General features: G+C 41.6%; 18 protein-coding genes. 15 read left to right on the top strand and 3 right to left on the bottom strand.

Annotation, left to right across the window (positions count from 1 at the left end):
• The first annotated feature begins 64 nt into the window (after window positions 1-64).
• The 4 genes from AC0YNZ_RS22205 (at window position 65) to AC0YNZ_RS22190 (ending at window position 4591) form a co-directional block, all read left to right on the top strand.
• On the top strand, window positions 65-1231 hold the full coding sequence (locus tag AC0YNZ_RS22205) for an MFS transporter (RefSeq protein ID WP_475828679.1): 1167 nt from the start codon (window positions 65-67) through the stop codon (window positions 1229-1231).
• A 1146-nt stretch (window positions 1232-2377) separates the two neighbouring features.
• The gene (locus AC0YNZ_RS22200; protein ID WP_475828678.1) at window positions 2378-2548 is read left to right on the top strand and encodes a hypothetical protein; all 171 of its coding nucleotides are present in this window, start codon (window positions 2378-2380) and stop codon (window positions 2546-2548) included.
• A gap of 28 nt (window positions 2549-2576) precedes the next feature.
• The gene (locus AC0YNZ_RS22195) at window positions 2577-3287 is read left to right on the top strand and encodes a LytR/AlgR family response regulator transcription factor (protein WP_475828677.1); all 711 of its coding nucleotides are present in this window, start codon (window positions 2577-2579) and stop codon (window positions 3285-3287) included.
• Window positions 3284-4591: an ATP-binding protein gene (locus AC0YNZ_RS22190; protein WP_475828676.1), complete on the top strand. Its 1308-nt coding sequence runs from the start codon at window positions 3284-3286 to the stop codon at window positions 4589-4591. Before AC0YNZ_RS22195 ends, AC0YNZ_RS22190 begins: the two co-directional genes overlap by 4 nt.
• A 154-nt stretch (window positions 4592-4745) precedes the next feature.
• Here AC0YNZ_RS22190 and AC0YNZ_RS22185 read toward each other — a convergent pair whose 3' ends face one another.
• Window positions 4746-4892 carry a TetR-like C-terminal domain-containing protein gene (locus tag AC0YNZ_RS22185; RefSeq protein ID WP_475828740.1) on the bottom strand — a complete coding sequence of 49 codons (147 nt, stop codon included), beginning with the start codon at window positions 4890-4892 and terminating at the stop codon, window positions 4746-4748.
• Window positions 4893-5183: 291 nt separating this feature from the next.
• Here AC0YNZ_RS22185 and AC0YNZ_RS22180 point away from each other — a divergent pair, with 291 nt between their 5' ends.
• The 8 genes from AC0YNZ_RS22180 (at window position 5184) to glf (ending at window position 18397) form a co-directional block, all read left to right on the top strand.
• The gene (locus tag AC0YNZ_RS22180; protein ID WP_475828675.1) at window positions 5184-6257 is read left to right on the top strand and encodes a response regulator transcription factor; all 1074 of its coding nucleotides are present in this window, start codon (window positions 5184-5186) and stop codon (window positions 6255-6257) included.
• Window positions 6258-6373: 116 nt separating this feature from the next.
• Window positions 6374-9475 (top strand): glycoside hydrolase family 3 C-terminal domain-containing protein, encoded by a 3102-nt coding sequence (locus AC0YNZ_RS22175; protein WP_475828674.1) that lies wholly within the window; start codon window positions 6374-6376, stop codon window positions 9473-9475.
• A gap of 60 nt (window positions 9476-9535) precedes the next feature.
• Entirely contained in the window at window positions 9536-9742 is a 207-nt protein-coding gene (locus AC0YNZ_RS22170) for a GHKL domain-containing protein (protein WP_475828673.1), read from the top strand.
• 331 nt (window positions 9743-10073) lie between these two features.
• Window positions 10074-12962: a glycoside hydrolase family 3 N-terminal domain-containing protein gene (locus AC0YNZ_RS22165; protein ID WP_475828672.1), complete on the top strand. Its 2889-nt coding sequence runs from the start codon at window positions 10074-10076 to the stop codon at window positions 12960-12962.
• A gap of 123 nt (window positions 12963-13085) precedes the next feature.
• The gene (locus AC0YNZ_RS22160) at window positions 13086-15533 is read left to right on the top strand and encodes a beta-glucosidase (protein WP_475828671.1); all 2448 of its coding nucleotides are present in this window, start codon (window positions 13086-13088) and stop codon (window positions 15531-15533) included.
• A gap of 6 nt (window positions 15534-15539) precedes the next feature.
• Window positions 15540-16169, top strand: coding sequence for a hypothetical protein (locus AC0YNZ_RS22155; RefSeq protein WP_475828670.1), 630 nt, complete (start codon window positions 15540-15542; stop codon window positions 16167-16169).
• 19 nt (window positions 16170-16188) lie between these two features.
• Window positions 16189-17205 (top strand): glycosyltransferase family 2 protein, encoded by a 1017-nt coding sequence (locus tag AC0YNZ_RS22150; protein WP_475828669.1) that lies wholly within the window; start codon window positions 16189-16191, stop codon window positions 17203-17205.
• A 7-nt stretch (window positions 17206-17212) separates the two neighbouring features.
• Window positions 17213-18397 carry a UDP-galactopyranose mutase gene (gene glf / locus AC0YNZ_RS22145; RefSeq protein ID WP_475828668.1) on the top strand — a complete coding sequence of 395 codons (1185 nt, stop codon included), beginning with the start codon at window positions 17213-17215 and terminating at the stop codon, window positions 18395-18397.
• Window positions 18398-19075: 678 nt separating this feature from the next.
• Here glf and AC0YNZ_RS22140 read toward each other — a convergent pair.
• Window positions 19076-19228, bottom strand: coding sequence for a transposase (locus AC0YNZ_RS22140; RefSeq protein ID WP_475828739.1), 153 nt, complete (start codon window positions 19226-19228; stop codon window positions 19076-19078).
• A gap of 578 nt (window positions 19229-19806) precedes the next feature.
• Here AC0YNZ_RS22140 and AC0YNZ_RS22135 point away from each other — a divergent pair.
• From AC0YNZ_RS22135 to AC0YNZ_RS22125, 3 genes are all read left to right on the top strand, one after another.
• Window positions 19807-21720 carry a glycoside hydrolase family 30 beta sandwich domain-containing protein gene (locus tag AC0YNZ_RS22135; protein ID WP_475828667.1) on the top strand — a complete coding sequence of 638 codons (1914 nt, stop codon included), beginning with the start codon at window positions 19807-19809 and terminating at the stop codon, window positions 21718-21720.
• 117 nt (window positions 21721-21837) lie between these two features.
• On the top strand, window positions 21838-22110 hold the full coding sequence (locus AC0YNZ_RS22130; RefSeq protein ID WP_475828666.1) for a hypothetical protein: 273 nt from the start codon (window positions 21838-21840) through the stop codon (window positions 22108-22110).
• A 39-nt stretch (window positions 22111-22149) separates the two neighbouring features.
• A complete protein-coding gene (locus AC0YNZ_RS22125; RefSeq protein ID WP_475828665.1) occupies window positions 22150-22287 on the top strand; it encodes a hypothetical protein in 138 nt (45 codons plus the stop codon).
• 146 nt (window positions 22288-22433) lie between these two features.
• Here AC0YNZ_RS22125 and AC0YNZ_RS22120 read toward each other — a convergent pair whose 3' ends face one another.
• Window positions 22434-24065: a response regulator gene (locus AC0YNZ_RS22120; RefSeq protein WP_475828664.1), complete on the bottom strand. Its 1632-nt coding sequence runs from the start codon at window positions 24063-24065 to the stop codon at window positions 22434-22436.

Here is a 24065-nt window from a genome sequence, read left to right as displayed (position 1 = left end):
GCACCCGCAGCAGAACGAATATTTTTGATTAATAGTATAAAACAGTAAAATTGAGGACACTAAAATGAACAACACTTGGAAAATTTATATGCTGACGCTGATCAGTTTTTTTGTGGGCACTTCACAATTCAGCATCGTGGGCATGCTGGATAAAATTGCTGCTTCCACCTCTGTATCGGTATCGACAGCGGGACAGCTTATCACCGTATTCGCGCTCGGTAACGCGGTTGGCACGCCCATTGTCATGTTGGCGACGGCGAAGATGAATCAGCGCAAGCAATTGCTGCTGGCTCTCGCCGTCATAGTACTCGGCACCGTTTCGACGCTTGCCCTTCCGGGATTCGGCTTCCTGGTGGCCTCTCGCGTTATACTCGGGGTCGGAACAGGTGTTTTCGTCGTAACCGCTTATTCCATCGCTGCGAAGCTGGCTCCTCCCGGACGACAAGGCTCAGCCATGTCCAACGTCGCAATGGGCTTTAGCGCCTCCCTTGTATTCGGCATTCCCATCGGCCGCATGGTCTCAGCGGCATATGATTGGAAAACGATCTTCTGGGTTATCGGACTCTTCAGCTTGCTGGCAATCCTCACCGTTGCACAGACCATTCCGGCCATGGAAGGCGAAACGTCCGTTCCTCTAAGTAAGCGTCTTGCATTCTTGAAGCAGCCGAGGATTGCGGTCACTCTAGGCGTGACGTTCTTCGTGTTTATCGGCTTTTCGGTGGTTGATACGTATATCACCCCCTTTCTGGCCTCCGCCTTGCCGATGATGGAACAAAAAATGAGCGTTATTCTCTTGATCTTGGGCATAGGGAGCTTGATCGGCTCCAGGCTTGGCGGCTTCTTGGCAGATCGGATTGGCATCGTCCGAACGCTCTTCGTCTCCATGGCTGTCCAGACCCTCGCCCTAGTGGTTTTGTCCACTTTCTCTGGATGGGTAATCGTAACCATCTCTTTGCTAATGCTCTGGGAGATTGCAGTCTGGACGTTCGGTCCGATCCAAAACTTCAACCTGGTTTCACTTGCTCCGGAAGCCTCAAGTATCGTGCTTAGTCTGAACAGTACCTTCGTTCAGCTCGGATTTGCCGCGGGAGCCGGCATCGGGGGAATCGCCGTGGGAGGCTTGTCGGTACTGGCGATCACCTGGATCAGTGCCGCATCGGTTGCGCTCGCGTCCGCCGTCGCGGTCGTTTCCTACGGCCTTACCCGTTCTGTCGCAACCGCACGGCGATAAGAAAACATGGAGCAGACATATGGGATTGATGCAGTGGAATAAGGGACAGCCTGGCTGGATGCCCGCTGGGCAAGGGCTTCCTTACCGGAACCATCAATAAGAATGCATCATTTGCTGACTCTGACTTCCGCAGTAGCATTCCTCGCTTCAAACCGGAAAAACGCACAGTCAAATAAACTGGATTTATACTTGAGAGCACCTTGAGAGGTGCTCTTTATTCTTTATTTTTCTTCAAATGCTTTTATTAAGAAAGATAGATCGCATCAAATATCAAGATTGAAATGATGTTTTAGCATTAATCACATGTAAAATTGACTTGACCTGAAGCTAGATCCGGATACGATAATATGAATAACCTAAAATTACAAGATATGAGGTTAATAGCCGATGAAACGAACGAACATACGCTACAGGTTAATGATCATCCATAAGGTGTTTAAGAAGTATTTCGGAATAACACCCTGGGAAATTCGAAGCGGTAAGGGAAAGCAAGCACTATCTATAAAATGCAATAAAAGTTGCTAATCGACTCTAATGATTCTTGAGTAGATCTAACCTATACTTAGGTTGTATCCTTTTCTTGAAGGGGATTCAACAGAATGAAGAAAGCGTTTTATTTAGGGTTTGCATGTTTATCGGAAAAACCCGTAGCGGAGTTTGCTACACGCGTTTTACCGTCACGCCGTTATATTGATTTCTAATGCGGAGTAGGGTAGCACATACAGGCTCTGATCCGTTTAAGTGAATAGTTGCGAACCAACCTGTTTTTCAGATTGCTTGAACCATGATCTTCAGGGGACGGATAACTTTTCGGTCAACATGTTTCAGACGAATTAGGGCTTGCTTGAGTTTTGATACCGATTACAAATTGATGAAATCAAATGGAATTGGTGATGACGCAGAACTTCGATAAGCACAAAGACGAACGAAAACATGTGGCAGATGAGATTAACTGGATTTGGAAAGCGGCAGAGCAGCGGTCGATCCATAGGAATGAAAGATTCAGTTTCAACACTTTACCATGCATCGAAGTATATTTGGCCAGATTTCAACGCACTATATTAATAGTACTCGCCTTCCGCGGTGGATTAAAGACAAAGTGTACAGGATTAATGGGCGCAGTCTGTTAGTCTGGAAGACAGCAGCTTGTCGGAAATCCAAACGGGCTTATATGATGGCATGCTTGTCATTACCGTAGCCAACGACGTTTCGATGCAAGGATGCCTGATGTCGAATCCAACCGTTACAGGCTGGAATTTCTCGATGCGGACGCAAGGAGAAATAGATAAAATGGATTGTCTGGCTATCAGTGAATGAAAACGTTTACCGACAAAGGAGATCAATAATGATACAAATAGCAATAGTCGAAGACGATATTAAATATCAAGAGCAGTTGATTGAATATCTTCGAAGGTTTGAGAAAGATAAAGGGGAAACCATTGAAATAGAGACATTTTCAGATGGTGATGAAATCGTTGAAAATTATAAAGCGCAATTTGATATCATACTAATGGATGTTCAAATGGGCTTGATGGATGGAATGTCTGCAGCGGAAGAAATTAGAAAAGTGGATTCTGAAGTCGTTATAATATTTATTACAAATATGGCACAGTATGCCATCAAAGGATACGCGGTGGATGCATTGGATTATGTACTGAAACCGATCACATATTTCCCTTTTTCACAGCGCTTGAATAGAGCTATCGATAGAATGAAAAAAAGAGAAACCCGTTATATTACGATACGAGCAAAAAGTGGGGTAACACGACTTAAGATTTCTGATATCTACTATGTAGAGAGTCAAGGCCATAAGCTCATTTTCTATACAAATAAAGGAGAGTTTATCACGACAGGAACCATGAAGGAACTAGAAGATCAATTATCTAGCGTACATTTTTTTCGTGGGCATAAAGGCTATTTAATCAATTTGGAACATGTAGAAGGAATGAACGATAGTTGTGCTGTAGTGAAGGGTGAAGAACTCCTTCTGAGTCGTACTAAAAGAAAAGGGTTTATGGAAGCCTTATCCAAATACTGGGGAGAGGTGATTAAATGAACGATTTGCTTCCGGATATACCCAGATTATACACATCATTAGCTGAGTGGATTGCTTGTATTATCTATATCTCGGTATTAACAAAACGTCTTAATGGATGGAAGCTTGTTACATTTTCTGGTGGAGCTCTGATTGTGCAATCTGTTTTTTTGCAATTGACTAAAAATCTACCGATTGTTTTTTGGATTCCGTGTATGGTTGTTGCAATCGGGTTAATGTTTTCTCTAATTTATATGAGTTGCGACATCACGCCTCTTGAGGCGGGTTATTTTAGTGTAAGGGCATTTGTAGCAGCAGAGTTAGTGGCTTCATTGGAATGGCAAGTGAATTTCTTTTTTGTGACTGGGAAGAAAAATGATTGGTTATTGGAATTATTCCTACTGATTTTTTTTTATGGGGCTTCATTTTTATTGATCTGGTTACTAGAAAAACGCCATATACCGGTTGATGGTAAATTAAATATAAGACAGCGCGAATTGTGGTCAACTGTTGTTATAGGGGCAGCGGTTTTTGGCATTAGCAATTTAAGTTTTGTGACTTCTAGAACACCTTTCAGCGGACAATATACTCAAGAAATACTCAATATTCGAACATTGGTGGATTTAGGTGGATTTACAATATTATATGCATACCATATACAACTAAAAGAATTAAGGATAAGACATGAACTAAAAGCTGTGCAATATATACTTCAGAATCAATATGCGCAATATCAGCAATCTAAAGAAAGTATTGAATTAATCAACTATAAGTACCACGATTTAAAGAATCAAATCATCGCTCTTAGAGCAGAAGAAGATACAGACAAGAGAAATGCATATTTGACGATGATGGAAAACGAAATCAAGTCTTACGAAGCACAGAATAAGACGGGCAACCACGTGTTAGATACGTTACTTACAAGCAAAAATATGTATTGTATTAAGAACGGGATTACTCTAACCTGCGTAGCAGACGGAACATTGCTTAACGGTATTGATGTGATAGACATCTGTACCATTTTCGGTAATGCCCTAGATAATGCGATAGAATATGAACAACTAATCGAAGATGAAGAAAAAAGACTAATACATGTTTTAGTATTTGCACAAAAAGGTTTTCTGATGATCCGAATTGAAAATTATTATGAAGGGGAGCTTAAGCTTGAAGGGGACTTACCGGCAACGACAAAGGAAAATACGCATTATCATGGTTATGGATTAAAAAGTATTCGATATTCGGTACAGAAGTATGGTGGTGTGGTCAACGTTGATCAAAAGGACAATTGGTTTGAATTACAAATCCTGATACCTCTGCGAGTTTAGTTTTGAAATCGTGGTTAAAATTTCTTGGAACTGGCTTGTATGTGTGGGTTTCGATCTCACATGTACGAGCCAGTTTTTTTGCAAGCGTGGAATGCAGTTTATGTAGGAATTAATACCGTTTGTGCAAGTAAGCTTATTATTCGCATTAATTGTGTTAAGATGACTTCTGCGACAAGATGGAGCAACAGAACATTGCCCCAAGTTGTTCTGCCATGACATGCTTCGGAATTGGCCTTCCATTTGTTAACCACCATTCCACTACTCCTACATGAGCCGAAGTAACAAACCTAAACGATAACATCTTCATCTACGAATGCTTTCCAACCTAGGAGGATACCTTACGGGAGCCATTGTTGTAAGCGTTCTCACGATGCCGATGGTCAGTGCCTTCGGAGGCGGGAAATCGGGGTGGACCTATCCAGCGGCGAGGAACTGATCACTTTGGAAGAAGAAATTGAGCATGCTTAAAAAACGTTGATTTTCGTTTTCGTCTGCGGTTCGGAAACAGGTATCGCATAAGAATTTTCAGCCAAGAGGGAAAAGGCATATTGATAGCGATTGCCCTGGAGGGAATGGAAAGGAGAAAACCGTTATGTACCGAGCTCTTATTATTGACGTCGAGCCTTGGTCACGAGAAGTCATTAAATCGTTGGTGAGTTGGGAAAGCATGGGTATCGAAATCGCGGGAGAAGCGGAAGACGGGAATATGAGTTTAACCATGATGGAATCCTTGCGTCCCGATCTCGTGATTACCGACATGAGGTTGCCCGGCTTGGACGGTGTTGCATTATTAAAAGCCATTAACGAGAGATTTCCGTTTATTAAAATAGTGGTCATCAGCGGATATCACGATTATGCATATCTTAGGCAAGCCGTAACCTCCAGAGCGGCGGATTATATTTTGAAACCCGTTGATCCGAATGAGTTGAACGCAGCATTGGCCAAGTGCGTCGATGAGCTTGATAAGAAAAGCATGAACGAAAATCGGGCGAACTATGCGTTTTCCATTTTTTCGGAGTCGGAGGAACGCGATACATATTTTACGTATCGAAAACAGCTGCGCAAAAGATTGTTCCAGTTGGATAAGCAAGGGGTTGAAGAAACAATGCAAAAAATCGATGAACGGATGATTGAGAAAATTGGGCTTGACCTGATGCTTATTGTGGAAGAATTTGCGGGCGAAATTGGAATCGAATTAAAAAAAGTATGGAAACAGAGCGGATGCTCATTTGATGGAACTGCCGAATCCTTGGCTCATATATTTAAGGAGGTTTTAAAGGAGGCTGTCGCATTCCGCCATAACCGTAACCGCCTGGACATATCGGACGTGGTGAAGTTTATCGACCGGCACTTAGAGGGCCAAATTTCCCTGGATACGGTTGCCAACTATTTTTGTGTGACCAAGGAGCATTTGAGTAGGTCTTTCAAGGCTCATAAGGGGCGGAACATGACGGATTACATTACACATGCAAAAATGGAAAAGGCGCGAGATATGATCCAAAGTGGATTGTCGATCAAACATGCCGTCGAGTCGATGGGTTATACCGATCTTGCATATTTTTACAAATTATTCAAAAAGCATTTCGGCATAACGCCAGGCAACTTGACGAAGAAAAGCGAAACGTATCAAAAAAATACAAGAAAAGATAACAATATCCTCAAATGATGAGAGCGGTTTTTTTTTCTATAATAATGATGCATCCGTAACAAAAAAAGGGGGAAAGGAAAGAGTTTATCTTAATGTCGTCCCTTGTCTACTAAAATTATAGGAGGAATCAACTAATGAAGGTATCGTCATTTTCTTTTGTACGTCTTCTTTTACTTACCATCATTGCTACTTTAACCGTTTCGCCCTTCAGCTCCACCGCTATGGCTGCCAGCGAACAGGACCGTCCTTGGATGAATACATCCCTTTCCGCAGGGGAACGTGCCCAGCTGCTGGTTAACGTAATGACTTTGGAGGATAAAGTTGATTTACTTACTGGCAATAATGACTATTCTTGGGCATATTATAATCAAGGTTTGGAGAAATATGGTATTCCTGCATTGAAAATGGCAGATGCATCGCTTGGCATTCGTCTTAAGAATCCGAATCTCCAAAACAAAACAGCGACTGCAATGCCGGCCGCGGTTGGATTAGCGGCAACCTGGAATACGGAAACTGCCAAAAAATACGGAGAGCTAGTCGCTAAAGAAGCTGTCGATACAACTCACAATGTATTGCTTGGGCCTGGCCTGGATATTGCCAGAAATCCTTTCGGCGCGAGAAACTTTGAATCCTTTGGTGAAGACCCGATGCTGGCCGGCCAAATGGGCGTTAATTATGTGAACGCGGTACAGAGCCAAAATGTAATGGCAACAGCCAAGCATTTTCTCGTAAACAATCAGGAATTGAACCGCTTCAACTATGATGCCCAAATCAGCAAGCGGGCAATTAATGAAATTTATGCAAGACCTTATGGAGAAGTCATCAATAAAGCGAATCTTGCAAGTGTCATGTGTGCCTATAACCAAGTTAACACTGTATTTGCTTGTGAAAGCGCCGAATTGATGAAAAACACATTGAGAGGCAATCTGGGCTTTAACGGCTTTGTCATGAGCGATTACTTCGCCGTTAAAACGACTGTTGATTCCCTCAAGAATGGTTTGGAAATGAATTTACCCGGAGATCCTGGATCGACATGGGGCAGCCGTCTGGTAGAAGCCGTTAAAAATGGCCAAGTCAGTGAAACCTACGTAACCCAAGGCGCATATCGCATTTTATATCAAATGTTTGAAAAAGGACTATTTGACAACCAACCGCAGGAGAAGATCATTGACGCAAAAGCGAACGGAGCCGTAGCAAGACAAATTGCTGCTGAGTCCATGGTTCTTCTTCAGAACAAAAATAACATTTTGCCGTTGAAAACTAATAATATCAAATCCATTGCCGTAATCGGACCTGAAGCGGATAACACAACCGCTCGGGGAGGCGGTAGTTCCATGGTCCCTCCCACTTATACGGTAAGCCCGCTTGAAGGGATTAAAAACCGTGCAGGAAATGATATAAACGTAGAGTATATTGCAGGAACAGATCCGATCAACCCGGCAGATCTTATGCCTGGACCAGAGCCCGTTCCATCCGCTTTCTTAGCGCCAACTGCAGGTTCCACTGAGCAAGGCCTGAAAGCAGTATATTGGAGCAACGATAGACAGGAAGGGCAACCGGTCTTTGAACATGTCGCCAAGCAAGTCAATGTGCAGTTCGGGTTCTATAACTACGACTTTAACTCATTCTCTCCAAAACTCGACAGGCTTCCAGGATCTGTCACTTTTGATAGTTCAGTAAGATATACCGGGGTAATGAACGTGCCGAAGTCTGGAGATTTCACGCTTTCCACTACAAGCTTAGGTTCCAGCAAAGTATATCTGGACGGAAATCTGGTTATCGACAATGCGGGAATAACGTATAGCACTGTAGAAAAAACGGTAAGTTTAGAAGGCGGTAAAAACTATTCCGTTCAGATTGATTACAAATCAGATTATCCTGATGATGCTGGACGGGATAGAGGCGGCAAGATGCGTTTCGGCTGGAAAGCAGAAGACGATGTGGTAGATAGCAATATTCTCAAAGCGGTTGAGTTGGCGAAAAAATCCGACGTGGCCGTAATCGTATCAAGAGATTACCAAAGCGAAGGCAATATCGACAATACCACAATGAGACTGCCGAACAACCAAAATCAATTGATCCGTGAAGTTTCCAAAGTGAACAAAAATGTTATTGTTGTCAATGAAAGCGGCAATCCGGTTGAAATGAAATGGAAAGATAACGTTGCTGCGATCGTTCAAGCTTGGTTCCCGGGGCAAGAACAAGGTAATGCGATTGCCGATGTCTTGTTCGGGGATGTGAACCCATCCGCGAAATTGCCTGTAACATTCCCGGTTGATGTGAATACAACACCGGTATCCGCGCCTGAACAATACGGCAGAGCAGTGTCCAAATATACGGAAGGTGTCTTTGTCGGATACCGCGGCTATGAGAAAAATGGTATCAAACCGGCATTCTCCTTTGGACATGGTCTTTCTTATACAAGCTTTGACTATAAGAACTTAAAAACAAATGTTTCTTCTAATAAATCAGAAGAACCTACTTTTGAAGTAACATTGCAACTTAGAAATACAGGAAATGTTACCGGTTCTGAGGTTGTGCAAGTGTATGCTGGTAAGCTGCCGACACAAGTAGAGACCGCTCCGAAACAATTGGCCGGTTTCCAAAAGGTTAAATTAGAGCCGGGCAAACAAACAAATGTAACGATTAAACTTGATCCAAAATCTTTCTCTTATTTTGATGCAGCCAAAGATGAATGGGTAATGCCTTCCGGTAATGTGCCTGTCTATGTAGGCAGCTCCTCCACGGATATCCGTTTTGAAGGTTCGATTACGATTTCCCGCGAGCATAGCGAATACTACAAAGATTTTCTTGCCAATGCGGGGTTTGAGAGTGGTAAGACGACCGAATGGTCGCAATGGAGTAACGGAAAGCTTGCGCAGTCAGTGGATCAGGATAATACGTACACTGGAAACTACAAACTGACACATTGGTCTTCGGCAGCCTATAGGCAGTTAACGAGCCAAGCGATAACAGTTCCGAACGGAACGTACAAGCTTTCCGCTTGGGTACGTTCTGGCGGTGGTCAAAATGAATTGAAACTATTCGCCAAAAATTATAGCAGAGGCAGTGACGAAGTGAATGCTGTCATTGGTTCCAGTCCGGTAGGTGTCTGGACGAAATACACCATTAACGATATTCGTGTCACAAACGGAAAAATCGAAGTCGGCGTATGGTCTGACGCCAAAGCGGGCCAATGGGCGGCATTCGACAACTTCGAGCTGACAAGACAGTAGTAAACTCAAAAAAATCGATGTATAATCCTCACTGACCTTTTCCCCACAATATAAATTATTGTGGGGAATTTTGTTTTAGTATTTGCACAAAAAGGTTTTCTTATAATCATAATTGAAAATTTTTATGAAGGTGAGCTTAAGCTCGAAGGGGACCTTCCCGCAACTACAAAGGAAAATACGCATTATCATGGATATGGATTAAAACGTATATTCGGTACAGAAGTTTGGTGGTGTGATCAATGTTGGTCAAAAGGACATTTGGTTTGAATTACAAATCCTGATACCTCTGCGAGTTTGTTATGATAACGTGGCTAAAATTTCCTGGAGCTGGCTTGGATGTCTAGATTTCGATCTCACATGTCCGAGCCAGTTTTTTTTCAGGAATGGAATGCAGTTTATGTCGGAATTAATACCGTTTGTGTAAGTAAGCTTATTATTCGCATTAACTGTGTTAAGATAACTTCTGCAACAAGATGGAGCAGCATGGTAAAAATGAATACGCTTTTATTCAAGGGGTTATTTTAATCGATGTGAGGTGATGGTAACGATTCTTTTAGTTCCGAGATTTGTGGTGCCCAATAACTGAGGAGGGTTACGAATGTTAGAAATTAACTTTCAAGATGTAATAAACATCTTCAATCTTATTAAGCCATACTTGATTGCCTTCGGGATCGTACTGCTCATTGCCATTATTGCGATGATTGCAGTGAGGAAACTATCGAAACCGAAAAAATTTATGGTGCGAAGCCAGTCGGGAATCGTAATTTTCCTGTCACTCATTATTACAACTAATTTGATTTGTTATGGTCCGATGTCCACAATGCTTACTTTGGCCTCGGGTAGAGGCACGATTAGCGATGAAGCCGGAGCGCGAGCCGAAGCTCTAGGTCAAGAAATTGCAGCGGAGGGTATTGTTTTGTTGGACAATGAGAACAGCCTTCTGCCGCTTGAAAACGCTTCAAATATCAATATATTCGGATGGTCTTCTACGAATCCCGTTTACGGAGGTACCGGTTCAGGAGCACTTTCCGGTAAATATCCTACGGTATCTTTACAGGACGGCCTGACTAGTGCCGGATTTCGGTTGAATACTGATCTTGCTAATTTTTATACCGAATACAGGGATGCGCGTCCGGAAGTAGGCCTTTTTAAACAGGACTGGACATTGCCGGAACCACCTGCAGCTACTTACTCTGCAGAGATGATCAATAAAGCTAAAGAGTTCTCCAATACTGCACTGATTGTTATTTCCCGCGTTGGGGGAGAGGGCGCCGATCTTCCTACTGATATGAGTAAGGTTACCTACAACAACAATTCAACCTCTTATAGTGACTTTGAGAACGGAATGCATTATCTGGAACTGAGCAAAAGCGAACGTGACATGGTTGATCTCGTAACTTCTAATTTTGAAAACGTTGTTGTTGTATATAACGGAGCAAATGCTTTTGAACTTGGTTTTACTCAGGAATACGAGCAGATTAAGAGTGTACTCTGGATTCCGGGAGCAGGCCAGACAGGATTTAATGCCCTTGGTCAAGTCATAAGCGGTGCCGTAAATCCATCTGGGAAAACCTCGGATACCTTCGTATATGACTTGACAGCGGCTCCTTACCATAACAATATTGGAGACTTTGAATACAAAAATGTGGATGAGTTTAAGGTGAAATCCAAATTCACAGATGGGATTCCTACATTTGTAAATTACGTAGAAGGAATTTATGTTGGTTATCGGTTCTACGAAACGGCAGCCGCAGAAGGGCTGATCGATTATGACAGTTCTGTGCTTTACCCGTTCGGTTATGGCTTGTCATATACTGCATTTGAGCAGGAAATGGGAAACCTAACCGTAGATGGAGAAGGTAACATTTCGGTCGATGTAACGGTTACCAATACAGGTTCCGTAGCAGGTAAAGAGGTTGTGGAACTGTACTATACTCCGCCATATACGAATAGGGGCATTGAAAAGTCGGAAGTGAACCTTGTTAAGTTTGATAAGACGGATTTACTTGAACCAGGAGCTTCGCAGACCATCACACTGACCTTCAAAACGGAAGATATGGCTTCCTATGATACTTATGGCGCTGGTTCATGGGTACTGGAGGAAGGGGAATATCGGATTTCTCTGAGATCCGACTCGCATACCGTTATAAATGAACAAACATTTCTGGTAGATGAGACGGTCACCTATGCGGGAGACAATAAACGTTCTACCGATAATATCGCAGCTGTTAACCAGTTTGATTTTGCAGAAGGGGATGTTTCTTATTTATCCCGTCGGGATGGTTTTGTAAATTACAAAGAGGCTATAGCAGCTCCGGCATCCATGCAAATGAGCGAAGAAGCGAAAGCCAAATTTAAAAATGACTCCAATTATAATCCAGCGGACTACAACAATGCTGAAGACAAAATGCCTATAACGGGTGCCGATAACGGAAAGAAACTGGTCCAAATGCGGGGGCTCCCTTATGATGATGCAGCGTGGGAACCTTTATTGGATCAGTTGACCATCGATGAAATGGTATCGCTCATTGCATATGGGGGTTATGGGTCACAAGCGGTAAAATCGGTAGGCAAAATTGCTACGATCGATCTCGACGGGCCTGCTTCAATCAACAATAACTTTACAAAAGTCGGTTCTATCGGATTTCCTTCTGCTGTCTTGATGTCAAACACCTGGAACGAAGATATGGCAATGGCCTTTGGGGAAAGCATTGGTGAGATGGCGGAGGACATGGGCGTATCTGGCTGGTATGCTCCGGCAATGAATATCCATCGCTCCGCATTTGCAGGACGTAACTTTGAATATTATTCCGAAGATGGTTTCCTTTCCGGAAAGATGGCGGCAAATGCCGTAATGGGTGCTGAAAAATACGGTGTTTATGCTTACATCAAGCATTTTGCACTGAATGATCAGGAAATCAATCGGTGGAGAATGCTCAATACGTGGTCCAATGAACAGGCAATTCGTGAGATTTATCTGAAGCCTTTTGAAATTGCAGTAAAAGAAGGTAAAACCAAGGCAGTGATGTCCGCTTATAACTATATTGGAACGGAGTGGGCAGGTAGTTCCAACGCACTGCTTAATACGGTTCTCCGCGATGAATGGGGATTCCGGGGAGTGGTTGTTTCTGACTACTTTGCGGGGTTTGGTTATATGGATGCCGACCGGGCCATCCGCAACGGTGGAGATTTTTCTCTAATCCCATATGAAAATGACGGCAATATTGTAGATGACACCGAAAGCGCTACTTCTGTACTGGCAATGCGCCAAGCTTCTAAAAACATTTTGTATACCGCTGTTAACAGCCGTGCCTATAGCGAGGGAGCCCTCAATCAAGGCATGCCTGTATGGCAGATTGCGGCGATTATCATTAATGTTTTATTGGCTGGGATTATCATCTTGCTGGAAGTACTGATATTTAGGAAGTTCAGAAAAACCTTCAAAAAAGTGGTAGAAACACAAGAGGATAACAACGCTCTAGTGTGAACAATAACAGATAGTGGAGAACAGGTTTTCGATTAAAAATAAAATATAGGACATAGAGTAGTCTTTAAGTCTGTACTTAAGACTTCAAGACTGCTCTGATCCAAAATCGATGGAGAGAAAACCATGAAATATAAAGAAATCATCCAACAAATGACATTAGAAGAGAAATCTTCCTTAATGTCAGGCAAAGATTTTTGGCAGACACAGGATATTGAGCGACTCGGAATCCCCAGCATTTTTCTTGCCGACGGACCGCATGGAATTCGAAAACAGGCGGCAGCAGCAGACCACCTTGGACTCAATGAAAGTATTCCGGCCACTTGTTTTCCGACTGCCGCAACTGTGGCAAATAGTTGGAATACTGAATTAGGCGAGAAAATTGGGAAGTATCTCGGTGCAGAGGCTGTTTCGCAAAAAGTGAATGTCTTATTGGGACCCGGAATCAATATGAAGCGAAATCCTTTAGCGGGAAGAAATTTCGAGTATTTCAGTGAAGATCCTTATCTAGCTGGGAAAATGGCCGCAGGCTATATTCGAGGTATTCAATCACATGGCATTTCTGCCTGTGTAAAGCATTTTGCTGCTAATAATCAGGAAGAGAGACGAATGTCGATTGATACAATCGTTGATGAAAGAACGCTTAGAGAAATCTATTTGACCGCATTTGAAATTGCTATCAAAGAAGGTAAAACAAAAACGGTCATGTCTGCTTATAATATGCTGAATGGCTCCTACACGAATGAGGATTTACATTTGATGAGAGAAATTCTGCGCGATGAATGGAATTTCAAGGGTGTTGTCGTAACGGATTGGGGCGGAAGCCATGATCGTGTGGCAGGATTACTTGCTGGTAATGAACTCGAAATGCCGACAACTGCCGGCGAGACAAATGAGGAAATTATTCAAGCCATCAAAAGTGGGAAAATAAAAGAAGAAGTTTTAGATGAGTGTGTAGACAGATTGCTTGATCTTATTTTTACAACGGAAGAAGTATACAAAAATCCGCAAAACGAGTTTAATGTGCGAGAACATCACAAAGTAGCACAGGAGGCTGCGGAAGAATCCATTGTTCTTCTTAAAAACGAAGAAAATATATTACCAATCACAAAGGACAAAAAGGTCGCTATTATCGGAGAATTTGCGAAAGAAGCGCGATACCAAGGTGCAGGATCATCCATTGTAAACCCAACCATTATGGATAGTACATTAGATTGCCTTAAGGAATCGGGAATCGTTAGTATGGGGTTTGAGCCTGGTTTCGAACGTTACGGAAAGAAAAATCAGAAAAAAATCGATAAAGCGTGTGCACTGGCAAAAGATGCGGATATCGTTCTTTTATACATTGGTTTGGATGAAGCGACCGAAGCAGAGGGATTAGACAGACAGAGCATGAGGATTCCAGAGAATCAAATTGAGTTATTAGACGCTTTGTATCAAGTTAATAACAATATCATTGCGGTTCTCTCTTGTGGGGCAGCAGTAGAAATGCCATGGATTGATAAGGTAAAAGGATTGGTACATGGTTATCTGGCAGGTCAGGCAGGAGCAAGAGCCATTCTAAGGATTTTGTCAGGCGATGTGAATCCCTCAGGGAAATTGGCGGAAACCTATCCGCTTAAATATGAAGATACTCCTTCCTATCATCAATTTCCTGGTAAGGAAATCAGCGTAGAGTATCGAGAAGGTCTTTATATAGGTTATCGTTACTACGATACAGCAAATGTGAATGTACTTTTTCCGTTCGGTTTTGGACTTAGCTATACATCCTTTGAGTACTCCGATATTCAAGTAAATAAGGAAGGTGTAACCTTCAACATAACAAATACTGGAGAATTGGCAGGAATGGAGACTACTCAGCTCTATGTGGGTTGTAAATCCAAGGATATCTTCAGACCTAAAAAAGAATTAAAAGGATTTGCAAAGATCTTTATAAATCCAGGTGAGACAAAGACAGTAACCATTCCTTTTGACGATAAAACTTTCCGTTACTTTAACGTAAAGACCAATTGCTGGGAAATCGAAGCGGCTGATTATGAAATTATGATTGGTGCATCATATGCCGATATCCGATTGGCAGGCGTCATTTCAATTGAAGGTACGGGAGCGCCACTTCCGTATGATAAAGCGAAACTTCCATCCTATTATTCTGGAAAAGCAAACAAAGTTAGCTTGGAAGAATTTGAGAAATTGCTGGGTAAAAAAGTACCAGAAGCCAGATGGGATCGAACAAGACCGCTAGGATACAATGATACGATTGCCCAGTGCCAGTATGCAAAGGGTGGAATGGCAAGACTTGCTTTTAAATTAATTAATTTCTCACATTGGTTTCTAAGTAAAATCGGAAAGAGAAGTACGGCTAATCTTATCATGATGTCGATCTATCATATGCCGTTTCGTGGCGTTGCCAGAATGACAGGTGGCGTAATTAATATGCCTATGTTGGATGGTATTTTGATGATCGTAAATGGTCAGTTCTTTAAAGGTTTGCGTTATGTGTTAAAGGAAAGAAGAAAAAAGGAAGAGGTCGCAATGGCAAAAAAAAACGTGATGCAGGCGACGCAGGAGGCATAAAATAGGATGAGTAACGGAAAATTAGAAACGAATAAAAATGGTATAGGAATAGCAGGATTATGGAACAATTATAAGGAAAAGCATCCTAATACAGCTCAATTCATCGTATTCTTTTTGCTGAGTAGTGGAATGACCGTATTACAACTTATTTTAATGCCTGTTTTTAAGAGCATATTTGCACAAACATCATTAATAACTACAAGCTTTCAAGTTTTCCAGTTTGGACATAACTTTGATGGAAGTGCTTATTATTTATTCGATTATACAGCAGGTTCGCTTGCATCAGGAGGGGGAGGTGGGCTGGCCTATTTCCTCGCAGTTCAACTAACGATCGGAATTGCACAGATCATTAATTTTTTCGCTCAGAGAAACATTACATTTAAATCAAACAGCAACATTTGGATGGCTGCTTTTTGGTATGTAGTTGCGTATATTTTAATAACAATAGGTGCTGCCGCAGCTCAAGGATTCTACAAAGCTCCTATCTATAACCTATTAATGAACGTATGGGGAATGGGTTCATTTGGTGAAACAACAGCAGATCTTATTACAATGATGATAAATGCTGCAATTTCTTTCTGGGTATTTTACCCCATATTTAAAATCATATTTAAACAAGTACCTGCAAAACAGTAATAGTAAAGGTTGTGTTGGTATGAAATTATTATCAGTAGTAATTCCTTGTTATAATTCGCAAGAATACATGAGATATTGCATAGAGTCCCTTTTACCTGGTGGGGAGAATGTAGAATTATTGATAGTAAATGATGGCTCCATTGATCAAACAGCAGAAATTGCAAATGAATATGCAAAGAAATACCCAACTATAGTAAAAGTACTCCATCAGGAAAATGGCGGACACGGAGAAGCTGTAAATGCTGGTATCCGAAATGCAACCGGATTATATTTGAAGGTAGTAGACAGTGATGACTGGGTAGATACAAGAGCATATCTCAAAATACTAAAAACTTTGAACGATTTTGTGGTAGAAAAGAAATCAGTTGATATGATTATTAGCAATTTTGTATATGAAAAAGAAGGCGCAAAGTACAAGAAAGTTATGAAATATGAAAATGTGCTTCCAGAAGGGATAATTTTCTCTTGGGACGACATTAAGCCTTTTCGTAAAGGACAGTATATTTTGATGCATTCTGTCATTTACAGAACACAGTTGCTAAGAGATTGTGGGCTGGAACTTCCCAAACACACCTTTTATGTTGACAATTTATTTGTATATGTTCCACTTGAACATGTAAAGAAACTCTACTATATCAATGTGGATTTTTACAGATATTTTATAGGCAGGGAGGATCAATCGGTCCAAGAGAGTGTCATGATCAAAAGAATTGATCAGCAGATTAAAGTAAATAAGCTTATGATTGAACAGGTGCAAATTAAGAATATTGAAAGTCCAAGTCTTTACAAGTATATGCTTCACCATCTGGAAATTGTTACGGTTGTATCTGCTATTTTGTTAATACGTTCAGGAACGGCAGAGAATCTAGAAAAGAAAAAAGAATTATGGAAGTATATTAAGGAAAAAGATTTAGAATTGTATCGTAGTCTTAGACACGGGATAATGGGACAGTTAATGAATTTACCAGGACGGGCAGGACGTAGTATTTCTGTAGGGGCCTACAAAATATCACAAAAAGTTGTGGGATTTAACTAGTAACCAAATGAAAACAGTTTCAGGCGATCTTCGTTTATCATTTAAAAAAATTAGGAGTAGGATAACTATTAATACAAAATATGACTTTCTAATTGTCGGTGCTGGTCTTTATGGTGCGGTGTTTGCACATCAAGCTAAAAAGGCCGAAAAAACCTGCCTCATTATTGATAAGCGGAGCCATATTGCAGGAAATATTTATACAGAGAAAATCGAAGATATACAGGTGCATAAATATGGGGCACATATTTTTCATACAAACAATAAAGAAGTATGGCAGTTTGTCAACCAGTTTACTGAATTCAATCGATATACCAATAGTCCAGTTGCCAATTATCATGGTGAAATATATAACTTACCGTTTAATATGAATACGTTTAACAAAATGTGGGGCATAACCACTCCAGATGAAGCAAAGAAGAAAATTGAACAGCAGCGGAGAGAAAGATACGTTGAAAACCCGAAAAACTTAGAGGAGCAGGCTATTAACCTCTTGGGCAGCGATATATATGAAAAACTGATTCGCGGCTACACAGAAAAGCAATGGGGACGTCCTTGCACGGAGCTGCCAGCCTTTATTATTCGCAGATTGCCTGTTAGATTTACTTACGACAATAATTATTTTAACGATCTTTATCAGGGAATTCCAATGGGCGGATATACTGCTATGGTTGAACGAATGATTGAAGGAATCGAAGTAAAACTCGATACGGACTATCTGGAAGATAAAAGTTATTGGGATAGTCTTGCGGACAAGGTCGTGTACACCGGTCCTGTTGATGCTTATTTTAACTATCAGTTTGGTGTGTTGGAGTACAGAAGTTTACAGTTTGAAACTGAGGTTTTGAATACGGACAACTTTCAAGGGAATGCTGTCGTAAATTATACCGATCGCGAGACACCATATACAAGAATAATTGAGCATAAACACTTTGACTTCGGTACTCAACCCAAAACAATCGTCACACGTGAATATAGCGTCGAATGGAAACTAGGCGATGAGCCATATTACCCTATCAATGATGAAAAAAACAGTGCGCAGCATGAAAAGTATAAAACATTGGCTGAAAAAGAAAGCAACGTTATTTTCGGAGGGCGTCTAGGTGAATACAAGTATTATAATATGGACAAGGTCGTCGAAGTTGCTTTGCGCAAGGCAGAAGAAGTTTTAGAGCATAGAGGACTGACCCCATAGCATGAGACAAATTAAAACACAATCAAGAAAATTCCCCCATGTCGTCATATGAACTGCACCTCGTCAAGTAGACAGTATAATAATTAGGCGGCCTTGGTCCTGTATTCCATTAGACTAAGGCCGTTTAGTTTGCTTGTAATCGTTCGATGTCCCTCTTAAGCTCCTCAAAAGTATGGTACGTGTAGGTTCAAGTACCAACTAGAGGAAACCATTGAAAATAGAGAAAAGGGTTTATGGGAGATTTATCCAAATAATAGGGGAGGTGATTAAATGAACGATTTGCTTCAGGTCATACCCAAATTATATACATCTTTAGCTGATTGAATTGCTTGTATTATCTATATCTCGGTATTAAAAAATGTCTTAATGGATGGAAGCTTGTTACATTTTCTGGTGGAGCTCTGATTGTGCAATCTGTTTTTTGCAATTGACTAGGACGTGTTTTCAAACCTAATTTAGCCATAGTAAAATAGAGGCCAGTGATAAAAAGGCCCCAAAAGTGCAGGCCAGTTTATCGTAACGAGTAGCCAGCCTGCGATAGTGTTTGAGCTTATTGACCAAACATTCCACCAGATACGTTCTTTATAGAGCAAACAATCACACTGACGCTGAACCTTACTATATTTACGACTCGGAATTACAGCTTTACCTCGCTGCTCTTCAATAAGCGCCAGAATCTTATTTCATATCGTAGCCGCGATCGGCTATGATATTCATGCCTTTCAGTTCCATGTTTCGAAGCATTTCAAAGCCCGTGACACAATCGTGGCGATTTTCAGGCGTGAGTTCAAAACGAGGGGGATAACCAAGCGCATCCACAATGGCATGAATTTTTATCGTTAATCCGCCTCTGGAAAGTCCGATTTCCTGAAATTGCTCCCCCCTTTTGCGTCCGCCCCATGCTGATGGACGCGGACGATGGTAGCATCGATCATAATATTCTCAAAATCGGGAGATATAGAAACGTGCTTCAGAATTTCATTCTAGATACCAGCCATCTGTCAGCGTCGAAAACGCGTATACACCGTCTTCCATGAGCCGTAAAATTCAAGCAAATCTCACTATGGTGCGCCAGAGCTAGAATAAAGCTTTAGCGGCACCCAATGAACATAGCGGAAATCGGGCGAAGCATTATCGATTGAGGTCTTGAATACCATGAAACAGGTGGGTATTAAGTATTATTCATTGAGCAAGATGAGGGCGACGACCGCCTTGCAAGCATCCATAATTTCCAATATTTTTATCAATAAAATATACAAACAAAACGAAAGAATACCCCCTTTTTATTTTTTGAAAGTAACCTATAATAAAGATATTAATTAATGTAAGCGTGTTCAAAAAAAGATTCGGGGGCGAAATAATAGTTCGGATATCAGTTTGCTGTACATCTATTTTAGGAGGAAAGAACCATGATAACTTTAGCGGTCGGACCTAAAAAAAAATTACTCTCAAAAGGTTTGATCTTTTTTGTAACGATGGCTGTTTGGCTCACTTTTTTGAATTCAATCCAAGCGGAGGTATTTGCCGCACCATCACCTGTAGAAGTATATTTTAGTTCCGAATCCACTAATACGCTGCCTAAAAGTTCGAACTGGTATATGAATACAGCGACAGCAATGTCGGGCGTTACGTATCAACTAAGTAGGCAAGCAGACCTAATATTCAGCAACCCGAGCGGAGCTGATGTAACGACTATATCAATAAATCCAAATCTCCAATACCAGAATATATTAGGTATCGGTACTTCTCTTGAGGAATCGACCATTTATAACCTTTCACTTATGTCTGCTGGAAAGCGTGACGAAGTACTCAGGAAATTGATCGACCCGATAAATGGTGCCGGCATGAATCTGTTCCGGATAACCCTTGGTACTTCCGACTTCACGAACCGTGATTTTTATACTTATGAAGATACGCAGGGTAGTTTCTCCATTCAAAAAGATATCGATAATAAGATTATCGAAACGGTAAAAAAAGCAATATCAATCGGCAAACAGACTAATAATCCCATTAAAATTTTTGCAAGTTCTTGGACGGCACCCGCTTGGATGAAAACAAGCAAAAGCCTGATCGGTGGTTATTTGGACAGGCCATACACGAATCAATTAGCGGTATATTATCGCATGGCCATCCAGGCTTACCAAGCTCAGGGCATTCCGATTTATGCGATGACCATCCAGAACGAGCCTTTATTTGCTGCACCTGATTATCCTAGCATGCTGCTTACACCGGAAAACGAGCGCGAATTAACCATCGCCCTTAAGTCAGAATTTGACGCTCATAATTTAAGTACGAAACTATGGGCTTATGACCATAACTTCGGAGATGCATGGAGCCACGTACCTGGAGTTTTGAATGACACGCAGGCATATTCGTCTCTAGACGGAGTAGCTTTCCATGATTACTCCGGTGAGCCTAATGTAATGACAGAAATACACAATGCTTACCCGAATAAAAACATGATGGTAACGGAGCGTTCCTTGTGGGGAACCACAGGTGCGGACCGGATTGCACAATATTTCCGAAATTGGTCCACCACATATGAAGCGTGGGTAACGATGTTGGATCAAGATATCGCTCCTGAGAAATGGACAGGCATTCCGGATCCAACTATGTTGATCCAAAGCCCCACAAATCGGGATACTTACTGGGCAACGCCAGAGTACAATTTCATAGCCCAGTATTCAAAATTCGTGAAGTCTGGCGCAAAACGCATCGACAGCAACTATGGTTCTTCAGAAACGGTGACGAACGTATCTTTTATAAATACGGATAATACAGTCGTCAGCGTAGTAATAAACCAAACTGGTTCCACGCAAACCTTCAAACTGCTTGCTGACGGCAAAGAAATTTTGACAGCCATACCGGCCAAAACAGTTGCCACCTATAAATGGACTCGGGACGGAGCATGTGCTAATGCCCCGATTGGAGAAACGATTGCTATAAAAGCGACTGTAAATAATCGTTTTGTTGTTGCAGAGAATGGCGGGTCAAGTGCACTGATTTCAAACCGTGACACTGTCGAGACATGGGAAAAATTTCTTGTCGTGGATGCCGGAGGCGGAACTATTGCACTTAAATCACTGGCAAACAATAAATTTGTAACCGCTGAGAAAGGAGGCTCGGCGATCCTAATCGCTAACAGAGACATTGCTCAGGAATGGGAGCAGTTCTTTTGGATAAATAACGGAGACGGTACCTTTTCTCTTCTGTCTAATTCGAATATGAGGTATGTAACCGCAGAGAATGCCGGAAGCAGTCCTCTAATTGCAAACCGAACTTCAATTGGAGGTTGGGAGAAGTTTCAGTATTTCATTCAGTAAACGTCAAATAATCTCTAACCTAAAAAACCGCATAATGCGGTTTTTTTGTCTTATTCACTTGCATTGCATTAATGTTATCTGAACCTTCATAGCTTTCTGTTTTATCAAAACTTGCGCATGAAAAATCCTATACAATCCAAGGCAGAGAAGGGCTTAGGCATAGCCGACAATGTGCTCAGTCACGCATTTCAGCAGGAGCTTGGACTCACGTCGATCTCGGCACCCCAACTCAGTCGCAAGCACAAGAAAGTGAATCCGGATCTGCTTCAGCATGTGTTCGAGCGTCTCGTTAGGCGGATTCTCTCGACATACCGTGCACCGGCTCATCGCAACAAGATCAGGATCATCGACTCGACAACCGTTGCCCTGTGCTTGCAGAAGTACAAATAGGCCCAGTTTCGCAAGACTAAGGCGGATATCAAGCTCTACATGCGACTGGCATTTGTCGGCGAACAGGATGTCATGCCGGAGAAGGCAACCATCATGGCGACCAAGAAGAATGACCGTACTGAGCTCGATGAGCTTATCGATGAACCGGGCGTCACCTATGTGTTTGACCGCGGCTAATCGACTACGCGGCATTCGATCGCTACTGCGAGAGCGGCATCTCTTTCGTCACACGCCTCAAGAGGAATGCTTGCCTAGAGCCCCTGGACTCCTTTGAAATCCCGCAAAACAGCAGGAGCCATCCAATGGTCGGCTCCTGTTTTTTATCATAATAAATTTTCTTTTTTGTATTGGGAGGGCAACATCCCTGTCCATTTCTTAAATGTTTTCGTAAAATGGGCCTCATCGAAATATCCTACTTCTCTGGCTACCGTTTGTATTTTTTGATCCTTGGATTGCAGTAAAGCTTTCGCTTTTTCGATACGATATTGATGGATATAATCTAAAAAATTTATTCCAAGTTCCTGTTTGAAGAGAGTTGACAGATAGGTACTGGAAACGAAAAGGGATTTTGCGACTGTTACCAGCGAAAGGCTGCTTGAATTGTAATGTTCGGCAATATAATCTTGTGCTTGCTGCACTTTACGCTTCGGTATTTTGTGCGGATTAATAGCTTCGATAATTTGACGAATGATCCTGTACACGAATCCAGCCAATTCCTCTAGAGTTTCAATCTTGCTAACCTGTTCGTCAAAGCTGCCAAGTTCAAAAATCCAGTCGGAATCAGAGTTCTTTCTTCCTTTAGCCAGAAGCATCATTCTATTAATGAAGGTAAGTGTACGTAAGTTGATCTCTTTCCTGGAATGTGAGTAGTCTGCTTGAAATGTCGCGAGCCATCTCTCTGTGTCGGTGAGAACCTCGGCATAAAGTCCCGCTCTTAAATTTTCAAGCGCAGACTGCTCAACTTTCAACAATTCAATTTGATTAATATTTGTGGGGAGTGTTTCTTTCTTTAGCTCGGTAATATCTTGATAAAAGTAATATTTATCAGATCCATGGAAAAAGCGACGTTCAAGCGCTTTAAGTGCCTCTTCATATGCAATATGAAGGTGATTAATGTCTTCTTTTGAGTTACTGATTCCTGCACTGACCGTTACAGAAAGAAATTCATTTATATTTGCAAGAACTCGAGTTAAACCTTTGACTAACTTATCTTCCATTAACTCGAAAATCCCGTTACAAATAACGACTATGTTATCTTGTTCCTTTACAACCTCAATCGGTTGAATCAGATCATGCTCGAGTGTTTCTTTAAAAATATTAGAAACAGCAAAGCTAAGAAGCTCGGTATCCGTAGTACTGTAATTCAAGCTTTCCAATGTCCTGTTATCAATTCGTAACACTATGACAATGACATGTTCAAAGCTTGTATTCATACGGACATTCTTATGCTGCTCGCGACGGTTATCAGTGACTAAAGGAGGAAAGTTTAGCCATTGCTGCAATAGCTGGGATTTGACAAGAGGATTGTTAATATGCAGCTGATGTTCTAATCCTCTCATTTCATCCGTTAGTCTGCGCTGATTTAATATTTTCTCGGCAACACTTGTAAAGACAGTTTGGATTTCGTTAGGCGAACACGGTTTAACCAGAAAGTCGGATACACCAAGACGCAATGCACGCTGAGCATATTCGAAGTCGCCGTATCCAGAAAGTAGGACAATGGATATATCCCATTGTTGTTCGCGAATCTTCGTTACTAATTGCAGACCATCCATTAAAGGCATACGAATATCGGAAAGAACAAGATCAGCATGCTGTGATTCTAAAAAATGTAAAGCCTCCAACCCGTTTGCAGCTTGCCCGCAAATCTGGATTCCTAGCGTGTTCCAATTGATAAGATTCGTTAAACCCTCTCTTGTTACATCTTCGTCTTCTACAATCAACAGTTTAAGCAT

This window comes from Paenibacillus sp. J2L1-98 (genome assembly GCF_056269405.1).
Note: the sequence above shows the minus strand (reverse complement) of the source record. Positions and strands in the feature narration are given on the sequence as shown.

What these genes read in the sequence shown, in the direction of transcription:
- AC0YNZ_RS22205 (WP_475828679.1), top strand. Translation starts at nt 65, where the DNA reads ATGAACAACACTTGGAAAATTTATATGCTGACGCTGATCAGTTTTTTT.
- AC0YNZ_RS22190 (WP_475828676.1), top strand. Translation starts at nt 3,284, where the DNA reads ATGAACGATTTGCTTCCGGATATACCCAGATTATACACATCATTAGCT.
- AC0YNZ_RS22165 (WP_475828672.1), top strand. Translation starts at nt 10,074, where the DNA reads ATGTTAGAAATTAACTTTCAAGATGTAATAAACATCTTCAATCTTATT.
- AC0YNZ_RS22120 (WP_475828664.1), bottom strand. Translation starts at nt 24,065, where the DNA reads ATGCTTAAACTGTTGATTGTAGAAGACGAAGATGTAACAAGAGAGGGT.
- AC0YNZ_RS22150 (WP_475828669.1), top strand. Translation starts at nt 16,189, where the DNA reads ATGAAATTATTATCAGTAGTAATTCCTTGTTATAATTCGCAAGAATAC.
- AC0YNZ_RS22135 (WP_475828667.1), top strand. Translation starts at nt 19,807, where the DNA reads ATGATAACTTTAGCGGTCGGACCTAAAAAAAAATTACTCTCAAAAGGT.
- AC0YNZ_RS22180 (WP_475828675.1), top strand. Translation starts at nt 5,184, where the DNA reads ATGTACCGAGCTCTTATTATTGACGTCGAGCCTTGGTCACGAGAAGTC.
- glf (WP_475828668.1), top strand. Translation starts at nt 17,213, where the DNA reads ATGAAAACAGTTTCAGGCGATCTTCGTTTATCATTTAAAAAAATTAGG.
- AC0YNZ_RS22195 (WP_475828677.1), top strand. Translation starts at nt 2,577, where the DNA reads ATGATACAAATAGCAATAGTCGAAGACGATATTAAATATCAAGAGCAG.
- AC0YNZ_RS22155 (WP_475828670.1), top strand. Translation starts at nt 15,540, where the DNA reads ATGAGTAACGGAAAATTAGAAACGAATAAAAATGGTATAGGAATAGCA.
- AC0YNZ_RS22185 (WP_475828740.1), bottom strand. Translation starts at nt 4,892, where the DNA reads ATGTTATCGTTTAGGTTTGTTACTTCGGCTCATGTAGGAGTAGTGGAA.
- AC0YNZ_RS22175 (WP_475828674.1), top strand. Translation starts at nt 6,374, where the DNA reads ATGAAGGTATCGTCATTTTCTTTTGTACGTCTTCTTTTACTTACCATC.
- AC0YNZ_RS22130 (WP_475828666.1), top strand. Translation starts at nt 21,838, where the DNA reads ATGAAAAATCCTATACAATCCAAGGCAGAGAAGGGCTTAGGCATAGCC.
- AC0YNZ_RS22125 (WP_475828665.1), top strand. Translation starts at nt 22,150, where the DNA reads ATGCGACTGGCATTTGTCGGCGAACAGGATGTCATGCCGGAGAAGGCA.
- AC0YNZ_RS22160 (WP_475828671.1), top strand. Translation starts at nt 13,086, where the DNA reads ATGAAATATAAAGAAATCATCCAACAAATGACATTAGAAGAGAAATCT.